At 44.0% G+C, this 10,000-nt stretch carries 8 protein-coding genes; 4 read left to right on the top strand and 4 right to left on the bottom strand.

All coding sequences use genetic code 11. The features are described from left to right. Positions 1 to 694 precede the first annotated feature (694 nt). Together ACLFWI_RS19475 and ACLFWI_RS19470 are read right to left on the bottom strand one after the other, a co-directional pair. Positions 695 to 1,504, bottom strand: coding sequence for an HAD family hydrolase (locus ACLFWI_RS19475; protein ID WP_446414281.1), 810 nt, complete (start codon positions 1,502 to 1,504; stop codon positions 695 to 697). Between the two features lie 119 nt (positions 1,505 to 1,623). Then, positions 1,624 to 2,943, bottom strand: a complete 1,320-nt coding sequence (locus ACLFWI_RS19470) for a D-alanyl-D-alanine carboxypeptidase (RefSeq protein WP_446414280.1) — start codon at positions 2,941 to 2,943, stop codon at positions 1,624 to 1,626. Positions 2,944 to 3,231: 288 nt separating this feature from the next. On the opposite strand from ACLFWI_RS19470, the gene plsX reads away from it, so the two are divergent. After that, positions 3,232 to 4,284 carry a phosphate acyltransferase PlsX gene (gene plsX / locus ACLFWI_RS19465; RefSeq protein WP_446414282.1) on the top strand — a complete coding sequence of 351 codons (1,053 nt, stop codon included), beginning with the start codon at positions 3,232 to 3,234 and terminating at the stop codon, positions 4,282 to 4,284. An 84-nt stretch (positions 4,285 to 4,368) separates the two neighbouring features. Next, positions 4,369 to 5,367 (top strand): beta-ketoacyl-ACP synthase 3, encoded by a 999-nt coding sequence (locus ACLFWI_RS19460; protein ID WP_446414279.1) that lies wholly within the window; start codon positions 4,369 to 4,371, stop codon positions 5,365 to 5,367. Positions 5,368 to 5,761: 394 nt separating this feature from the next. Here the strand turns inward: ACLFWI_RS19460 and ACLFWI_RS19455 are convergent, their stop codons facing one another. Then, on the bottom strand, positions 5,762 to 7,654 hold the full coding sequence (locus ACLFWI_RS19455) for an NERD domain-containing protein (protein ID WP_446414278.1): 1,893 nt from the start codon (positions 7,652 to 7,654) through the stop codon (positions 5,762 to 5,764). Between the two features lie 250 nt (positions 7,655 to 7,904). Here ACLFWI_RS19455 and ACLFWI_RS19450 point away from each other — a divergent pair, with 250 nt between their 5' ends. Next, positions 7,905 to 9,371: a DASH family cryptochrome gene (locus ACLFWI_RS19450; protein ID WP_446414277.1), complete on the top strand. Its 1,467-nt coding sequence runs from the start codon at positions 7,905 to 7,907 to the stop codon at positions 9,369 to 9,371. Between the two features lie 50 nt (positions 9,372 to 9,421). Here the strand turns inward: ACLFWI_RS19450 and ACLFWI_RS19445 are convergent, their stop codons facing one another. Then, a complete protein-coding gene (locus ACLFWI_RS19445) occupies positions 9,422 to 9,553 on the bottom strand; it encodes a hypothetical protein (protein ID WP_446409487.1) in 132 nt (43 codons plus the stop codon). A 111-nt stretch (positions 9,554 to 9,664) separates the two neighbouring features. Here ACLFWI_RS19445 and ACLFWI_RS19440 point away from each other — a divergent pair, with 111 nt between their 5' ends. After that, positions 9,665 to 9,961 (top strand): 2Fe-2S iron-sulfur cluster-binding protein, encoded by a 297-nt coding sequence (locus tag ACLFWI_RS19440; RefSeq protein WP_446409486.1) that lies wholly within the window; start codon positions 9,665 to 9,667, stop codon positions 9,959 to 9,961. Positions 9,962 to 10,000 lie beyond the last annotated feature (39 nt).

The following is a 10,000-nucleotide window of genomic DNA, read 5'->3' as shown; positions in this document are numbered from 1 at the left end:
GTTCTCAGGTCGAGGGATTTTTATCTCATTTGGGCTTAGCTATTTGTGATGATGGTCGCCTATGTGTTTCAGGATGTTCTCGTAAAAAACTTATACTAATATTAAGCTTTTTGATAAATCTCTTCAAGGACATATTATTTTTTCTATTTTAACAGATATACTTGATCAAGTATAGGATATTTTGTAGATTTAATGATTAAGAGATAATTAAAAATTAAACTATTTTAGATTAAAGGCAATTGACTGACTTGCGCCCAAACCAAAGATAGGAACAATCAATTAGAGGCTGCTGATAAGTGCTGTGGTGAGGGGGAGCGGGGGAAGCCGGGGAAGCTAGGGGAGCTGGGGGAGCTGGGGTACATTTTCCTGATAGTGGTGCAAGGGTTTTGATCAGTTTTATTCTCTTTCCACCGAAGATGAGCCAATGTCAATGCTACTCAAAGTATTTATGGCTAATGGTTTTTGGGTTGTGCAGCAAACCGCAATTATAAATTACCAAAATCTGAACAGTCCAGTTTGAGCGGACGTTGATACATTATCTGAACTCTATTTAGACCCTTAGTTTTCACGGTATGTGGCGCAACAAAGGGAGGTAAATTTTGAGTGGGAGAATGGGAGATTGTGTAGGGGCGGGTTTCACTGCTATCTTTTCGGTTGCGCCCAGATTTAACTAAACCCGCCCCGACGCAGGTTTCTAGACTTCCTGTGAAAAGTTAAATTTAGACCAAGCTGAGAAATCTTGAGTAAACTGGGACAAAGACAATAACTGAATTCTCGGATGATGGCGAACCTCGTCTCGGTGCGCGGCTGTATTATAACCCCAATCTGCTAAATATAGTCTCACCTGAGCCAAGTCTGATTGCTGTTCCACTGATAGTAGGGTATTTAACCGATCTTCTACAAACCAGAGACTTGCAGATTCATCTGTAAAGTCTTGTATAAGTTGTTGTAGAGTTTGGTATTTGGGACGTTTAATTTCTTTACCGATAATTCTATCCTCTGATAATTCGATACCTTGTTGTTGTAATAACTGCTTGGCAAAACGCCCTTCTTTCGTGGTAACAATAAAGACCTGTGTTGGCGTTTCTAATATTTGCTGTAGGCGCTCAATTACCCCAGGATAAAAGCGGTGCAGTGCTAACCAGCCTTCTAAATCATTAGTAATCCATTCATCGCGAATTTTATCGACTTGTTGACCTAAGTCCTTTGGCTGCAAGTTTTCGGAGTCGATACATTGGTGTAAAACGGTTGACCAATCTTGTAAAATCTGGGTTTCTGAAACGCCTAAAAGTAACACTCGTAGTAAAACAGGCATTTCCCACCCCGTTTCAATCACAGGGCGCAAGCGGTAAAATTTATCAGCTAAGTCTGGCGGGGGTGTTGTGTTTTCAGGTTGCCAAATTTTGCAGTAGGTACGCCAAGCCGTTTGGAAATATTCCAGAAGTCCATCACAGATAACGCCATCAAAGTCGAGGGCGAGAATAGTGGGTGCATCAGTTGACATAAAGCTATTTGAATGATGAATAATGATCCAGCTGATTTAAGAGCTGGTGGGCAATGCCCACCCTACGGGATATCAAGGGTTTCGGCGCTCTAATAGGGCAAATTTTCAGTGCCATTGACTTAATTGGCAATAACTTTATTGCGTTTGGGATCGCCAAGTCGGGAACGGGAGAGAGCGGTTTTCGGATTTAGGCTGGGTTGATTGCCCCAGTTTTGGGTAAGCTTGTCCAACAGTTGGTCTTGCTGTTGGCGAAATTCCCAAACGTTATTACCACCATTAATAATCGCAAACCAAACCCGATCGCGCTCTTGTGTTGGCATTACCCCGGCTAAAGCACTCACTTGGCGTAGGGTTCCGGTTTTCATGGCGGTTCCCTCTGGCAGATTGCGAGCATAGATTGTCCCGTTTTTATCCCGCCCTGCTAGGGGAAATACATCAATTACACCTAAGTTATGAGGTATTAATATTTTTTCCAGTGCTATCAGCATAGCTGTAGCCGCACGGGGAGAGATTTGGTTTTCTGTTCCTAACCCTGATCCATTGATCAGTTTAATTTCTTCTGGAGGTACATTAGCTAACTTGGCGGCTTCTTTGGCAACTACCTCAGCCCCACCAACGGCATCGGCTAAAATCTGAGCCATGCCATTGTTACTATAGATATTCATTTCTCTGAGGATTTCCGCCAAGGGTAGGGATTGGTGACGTAATAGTATTGTCGTGTTGTCAGGCGGAGTTTTCACCGTTTGGATTTGACCGCTAATCACCAGCTCAGGTTTGGGGGTTCCGGGAGACATTCTGCCATGGTGAGTAATAATAGAACGAGACCAGGTTTTGGCATTTAATCCTGTCTTTAGCAACTCACCGGAGCGCATCGGATTTTCTTCGTAGTTCATATTGAACTTGCCCGCAATAACTAAATTGCCATTGACGCGGCGAATCCCAAGCTGGTTGAGGCTGTTCCCTAGGGCGATCGCTTCTTCCCAGACAAACAGAGGATCACCACTGCCTTTAATTACCAAATCTCCTTCTAATACACCATCCCGGATAGCACCTGTGACACCTACTTGGGTTTCAAACTCATGATCAGGTTTCCATTGACTTAACGCCACCAATGTGGTAGCAATTTTAGTCAATGAAGCAGCAGGGAGGGGAACTTTACCCTGATGTTCTGCCATAACATTCAGCCCGGATTGTATCCAGATGCCTTGATTGTCTGCTAGTGAACCCTGGTTTTTTAGGTCTTGGAGATATTGATTAATCGTCGCTTCGGCGTTCGGGTCAGGCTTGGGTAGAGTAAATAAGGATGTTTCTTGCCATGGCAAGGGTTGGACAGTCTCGACCTGATTCAAATCCAAAGTGGCAGCCTGCATCCCCACAATCTTGACCAATAACGCGGCTATCGATGAAGCAATCAATCCAGAACCAATTCGTTGTAACATTACCGTTTCTCCTCCACGGTGCTTTATTGTACGAAGTGGATGGCACCGATGAAAAGGTTTCTTCAAAGGTTTTTCTGGGAGATCAGCACTCTTAAGTAGACGGGGTGTAGGGTGTAGGGTGTAGGGTGTGGAGTTTCTCGCCAAATAAGCTAAAACAAGATTACTCAATCAACGTTCTCAAAGTGAGGGTCAGTTTGGTAGGGTTTTCCGTAACGGCTTCTGTTAAAATCTTTAAGGTTTCTATCTCTTTGTGCAATGGCATCTCGCGAACGGATCGCAATCGACGCGATGGGAGGGGATCACGCTCCCTCAGAAATTGTGGCTGGAGCTATCCGAGCCCAAGCAGAGTTGGGCGTAGAGGTTATATTGGTTGGCGATCCTCAAGCTATTGAAGCGTCCCTGAAAGAACACAGCAGTCCCTGTCAGCTAGAAATTGCCCCGGCTGAAGACGTAGTTGCCATGGATGAGGAACCCTTGGTGGCGATTAAACGCAAACCCAAGGCTTCAATCAACGTGGCGATGGATTTAGTTAAAACCAAGCAGGCACAAGCCGTGGTGTCGGCGGGTCATTCTGGCGCCGCTATGGCAGCAGCATTACTGCGTTTGGGACGGCTCAAGGGCATTGATCGCCCAGCGATTGGCGCCATGTTCCCCACCCTCATAGCTGGAAAGCCAGTGATTATTCTAGATGTGGGGGCGAATGTGGATAGTCGTCCCAAATATCTGGAGCAATTTGCGGTGATGGGGACGGTATATAGCCAGTATGTGCTGGGAATACCAGAACCCAAAGTCGGGTTGCTCAATATCGGGGAAGAAGACTGTAAGGGGAATGATTTAGCGATTCGGACTCATCAACTGCTCCAGAAGAATCCCAGAGTCGCCTTTCTGGGTAATGCTGAAGGGAGAGATGTACTCTCAGGTCAGTTTGATGTGATTGTCTGTGACGGCTTTGTCGGCAACATCTTACTCAAGTTTGCCGAAGCGGTGGGAGAAATTGTCTTGCAAATTCTGCGGGAGGAATTGCCCCAAGGCTTACATGGTCAACTGGGAACGGCTATTCTCAAGCCGAATCTGAAGCGGATTAAGCAGCGTATCGATCATGCTGAACATGGCGGTGGGTTGCTATTGGGGGTGGATGGAATCTGTATTATTAGCCATGGCAGTTCTCAGGCTCCGTCTATTTTTAATGGGATTCGCTTGGCAAAAGAAGCGATTGATAATCAGGTACTCGAACGTATTCAGTCTACAGAGATCAAAGCGGCGAAACAATCGGCAACCCGGAATATGGACACTGAACCGTTAGAGGTGACCAATGAGCCATCAGATGAGGCGACAGGTTAGCTTGATGCGATCGCGATTAGAATGCAAGCAGACGCGATAGTGGGGCGGGAAGTGAATTGGCAGTTTCTTTGATGGAGAATCATTTTGAATCAACTAGGCACAGGGATTGCGATTACCGGGAGTGGTTCGGCGACACCCGATGTTATTTTGGATAACCATCAACTCAGCCAGATAGTTGAGACATCAGATGAGTGGATTGCCACGCGCACAGGAATTCGTCAACGGTGTCTAGCGGATGCCCAAGCCAGTTTGAGTGGGTTAGCGGCTGAGGCGGCGAAGCGGGCGATCGCGATGGCGGGAGTTGAGCCGGAAGCTTTACAGCTAATTATTCTGGCAACTTCTACACCCGATGATCTGTTTGGTACGGCGAGTCAAATTCAGGCGTTACTCGGCGCATCTAATGCTGTGGCGTTTGACCTCACGGCGGCTTGTTCTGGCTTTGTGTTTGGTTTAGTAACGGCTGCCCAATTTATCCGGACTGGAGTTTATCAGAATATTTTATTAATTGGTGCGGATATGTTGTCGCGCTGGCTGGATTGGTCCGATCGCGGTACCTGTGTGTTATTTGGTGATGGTGCGGGGGCTGTGATGTTACAGGCAAATGAGCGCGATCGCTTGTTGGGATTCCAGATTCGCAGTGATGGCACTCAGAATAAATGTTTACAGTTGGCTTACAAACCACAAACCCAGCAACTTGTCAAGGACATCGAGGTGGGTCAAGGAAATTTTGCGTCGATTACCATGAATGGTAAAGAAGTCTATCGATTTGCCGTGCAAAAGGTGCCAGAAGTGATTGAGAAAGCGCTATTTCAGGCGAATCTTACCGCAGAGGATGTAGACTGGCTGCTATTGCACCAAGCCAATCAACGGATTCTGGATGCGGTTGCTCAACGGTTGAAGATTCCCAACCATAAGGTTTTGAGTAATCTGAGTCAGTATGGGAATACATCGGCGGCGTCGATTCCCTTAATTTTAGATGAAGCCGTGCGATCGCAAAAAATTCAACCCGGTGATATTATTGCCAGTTCTGGTTTTGGTGCAGGATTAACCTGGGGGGCGGCTATTTTTGAATGGGGACGATAAACGGGTTATGAATGTTTGGAATCGCCACCAACGTCTTCAGCAGATTCAGCAACTCAACCCCATTACTGACCATAGTTTAATGGGTCTTCCGTACTTAGTGTGCTAAATTGTTAGTTTGATTAGTCCGAACATTGAACAGTAAGAGCTTTAGCCACTTATGGTAAGCGGTGTAGAAAATAGTCTTAAGTTGCGGGGATACTTGCAGCGCTGGCTTTTACCGAGAAGAAGGTCAGATTTCTTTACAGACAGTCAGTTAAAAACTTATCCTCGTGGGTATCAGTTAAAGGAGCTTGGACTTACTTGGATGCTGGATAAACTTGAGGGAAATTGTAGGGAATCTAGGCTGGCGCTCAAAGATTATCAAAGTATTTTTTCCTTAGTATTTAAGTACAAACTACATACAGATAATGTCAAAATGATGACTTTGCTCTAATTCTTCCAGAAGCTTATTTTTGTCGGATGTAAACAAATAGAGGTATTCTTGAGTACGAGTCATGGCAACGTATAACTGTCGTCGAGCCAGAATTGCACCTTGAGTATTTTGGGTACAATCAGAAAATTGCTCCAGCCACAATATTAAAACAGCCTTAAATTCCAGTCCAAGTGAGGAAAGACAGGTGATCAGTCTAACCCCTGGAATACTAATACTATACTTTTTCTTAGTATTATTGTTTTTAGTAACCCAATAACTTTCTATCCCTGAATTTTTCAGTTGATTAATTATCCCTTGTAATTTTTTTTGCTCAGCCTGGTTAGCTTGTCGGTATAAAATAGCAATTTCATGGAAATCACATCCCAATTTATGAAGTTGTTGAATTTGATTGATAACTGCTTGTTCCTGAGTAACGGATGTAGAGAGTATATGAATCTGAGGGCGAGAACCATTCCGTAATGCTAGACTAGGTTGAACCATTGGAAAAGTGACCTCCTCATCTTCTAGCATCTTGTCTTGCTGGTTTAGTGGACTCAGCAATCCCCAAGCGGCTGAGAGTACTTCACGGGTATTGCGATAATTTTTATCGAGGTCAAATTTTTTACTGATAGTACGACCTTGAGCTTGGACTCCTACTTCTTTCCACTTAAAGTCAGAGCGTTTGTAAAGACTCTGACTTCCATCAGCAACAATCATTAAATCGCCTTTTTCTGAATCTTTTAAAGCCTGAACGCAGCAGCGAAACCAAATTGGAACAAACGTATGTGCCTCATCAACAAGAATGGCATCCCATTTTTGTTCAAAAGTATAGGAAGAAAGTTTTTTGAAGACTTCATTTCCTACATATTCATCAAAGTTTCCCGAAACGCTACTCGGTAAACTGCCCAAAATTGAACCTGCCCATTCATGAAAGTTATTAATTTCAATTTTTTGGTATTGATAATTTTCGTCCTGCTGATGCAGAATTGACTTTAAGTGTGATGCTAGACTAACGTTAAAACAAAGCACGATAATCCTAGCTTCTGGAAAATTGTTGGCAAGCATTTTAGCACGAGCAATAAGCAAAAGCGTTTTCCCCGAACCTGATACGCCGAAGAAGATACGATGCCCTTCACCAATAGTTCTCGCTAAAGATTCTTGTCGGCTATCAAGTGTTTTCAGTACTGTATCGCTAGGTAATGGTGAAAAGAATCCTGGTATACTTTCGGGACGAGCTTGTTCATAGCGCACAACAATTTCTGGATAGAGGATACCTTTAATAGTGCTAATTTGGTCAGAGGTTAGAGGCGAAAAGGGAAAACGGACTGTGAACATTGCCTCTAACCGCCTAATCAAATTTTCACCGCTGATATTCTCCCAAGCTAGTAGCTCATCCCGGTAAGCTACTTGAGGTTTACACAACAATTTATTTAAATCAATATTAGTGGCTTGCTTCTCGGTTATATTTGACATAATTACCCCCAAACCAACGGGGAAGGCTATTTTTCCTTTATACTTACCTTGCTGCTGTTGCAGTATTCTGTATTGTGGAAACTGGTTGAGAATTTGGTCTAGATATTCTTTACATTGACGCAAGGGAGATTGTTGATTTTGCGTTGTTTCATGCAGGTTTGATCGAATCGTAAAAAAGTGAGAGTTGCCTTCAATAATTTGAGTCGGATACCATCCTTTGACTTCAATAACTAACAAACCAAATGTTTTACCTAAAACAATAAAGTCTGGATAGCGTCCTTTAACAATCGGTTCATGCCAAACATAGAAATCATTTGTTAATTTATTACGCAGTAAATTGTAAACTATTTCTTCGCCTTTACTGGCTTGAGATGGTAAAGAGGGATGAATCATTATAGCCATAAATTTTCTTGGTTCAATTTATATTTATTCTATCCTCATTTTATTCTGATTTACCCAACCCTCATCCAAAAATGCGCTCACGGATTTTGAATCGAAGCCGAATATTTTACCCCATATACTTTTAATTTATCGTCGTTCAAACCTTGACTGAATAAGGTTTTAGCTTTTTTGTAGTATTTATGTACTAAAACCCTTTGGCTAGATTTCCACTAATCTAAAGAAAGGACTATGTTACGTTCCATCAACTGCTGTGAGTGAAAAACGAATTCTCCTCTGGTATCGCAATGACTTGCGCCTGCATGATCACGAACCCCTACACCAAGCGCTTCAGGCAAAGGCGCAGGTGATTCCCTGCTACTGCTTTGACGATCGCCACTTTAACACGACATCCTTTGGATTCCCCAAAACTGGAGCATTCCGCGCCCAATTCCTACTGGAAAGTGTAACCGATTTGCGAGAGAGTTTGCGATCGCGTGGGAGTGATTTGTTGGTGCGTCGGGGTTTACCAGAGACGGTAATTCCCGCTTTAGCCAAACAACTCGGTATCACTGAGGTTTATTTTCACCAAGAAGTTACCGCCGAAGAAGTAGCGGTAGAATCTGCACTCAAAAAAGCGTTATCTGAGATTGGCATCACCGTACAAACATTCTGGGGAAGCACCCTCTACCATCCCGACGACTTACCCTTTAGTCTCTCAAAACTTCCCGAACTTTTTACCAATTTTCGTAAGCAAGTAGAGAAAAAATCCACAATTTATCCCACCTTTTCCACTCCAAAACATTTACCGTCTCTCCCCCCTGTAGAAGTTGGTAAATTGCCCAAACTTGCTGATTTTGGACTAGAACCCCCTATATTTGACCAACGGGCAGTATTACAATTCCAAGGGGGAGAAACCGCCGGATTAGCCAGACTCAAAGACTATTTCTGGAAAAAAGACTGTCTCAAAGTTTACAAACAAACCCGCAATGGTATGTTGGGAGCAGATTACTCCTCTAAATTTTCTCCCTGGCTAGCCTTGGGTTGTTTATCGCCGCGTTTTATTTATGAACAGGTTCAGCAATACGAACAGGAACGAGTCAAAAATGATTCAACCTATTGGTTAGTGTTTGAATTAATTTGGCGAGACTTTTTCCGGTTTATTTGTGCCAAGCATGGGAACCGAATTTTTCGCCAATCGGGGTTACAGGGCGTCCCCATTCCCTGGAAACACGACTGGGAACGCTTTACCCTTTGGCAACAAGGAAAGACAGGTTTTCCCTTAGTTGATGCCAATATGCGGGAACTTGCCGCCACTGGATTTATGTCCAATCGGGGACGACAAAATATTGCCAGTTTTCTCACCAAAAACTTAGGAATCAACTGGCAAATCGGTGCTGAGTGGTTTGAATCGGTGCTGATTGACTATGATGTTTGTAGCAATTGGGGCAACTGGAATTATACGGCGGGAGTGGGTAATGATGCTCGTGGGTTTCGTTATTTCAATATTCAAAAACAGTCGAAAGATTATGACCCCCAAGGTTACTATGTCAAACATTGGCTCCCCGAACTGGATTCCTTACCCGCTGCTAAAGTACACCAACCTTGGACATTAACCTCAGCCGAGCAAAAACAGTTTGGGGTAAGAATTGGCGTAGATTATCCTAATCCAGTTGTGGACTTAATGCAGTCGGTTAAAGCAAACGAGAAAGTTTACAACGCCGCCTTGAACCGTCGATAACATTGGCGATTGGAGAGACTGCTTATCAACATTGTAGTGGCGTGGCACGGCTAAAATTGTAGGATAGATTGGGTTTGTCGTCTCAAAACCGACGAAATCGGGGCGGGTTTAGTTTGGTTAGTGGTTTGAGCCAGAGCGTTATCGGTAAAACCCGCCCCTACACAATCCAAACTATCGGTCATAATTCGTTAGCCTAGAAGAAGGTCAGTTGTTGTCAATGTCAATCAGAGGATTACATATCCTGAGGGCAAATTCTTCTAGGATATATCAGGAGTGACGTAGCGGAGAACTAGATGGCTAATATCAAATTTGTCAAGGAAAACCAGGAAGTCATTGCAGCAGATGGAGCGAACTTACGGGAGAAAGCCCTGCAAAACAAGATTGACCTGTATACCTTGAAAGGAAAATTGATGAACTGTGGAGGCTATGGTCAATGTGGCACCTGCATTGTCGAGGTTGTCGAAGGGATGGAAAATCTCTCACCTCGAACTGAGGTAGAACAGCGTAAACTGAAGAAAAAACCGGAGAGTTACCGATTAGCTTGCCAAGCCTTGGTCAATGGACCAGTCAGCGTGAAAACTAAGCCCTGAAGCTACGTCTGGGTGTAGAGACGTAGCATGCTACGTCTG

It is taken from the genome of Coleofasciculus sp., assembly GCF_046539235.1.
GTDB lineage: Bacteria > Cyanobacteriota > Cyanobacteriia > Cyanobacteriales > Coleofasciculaceae > Coleofasciculus.
Note: the sequence above shows the minus strand (reverse complement) of the source record. Positions and strands in the feature narration are given on the sequence as shown.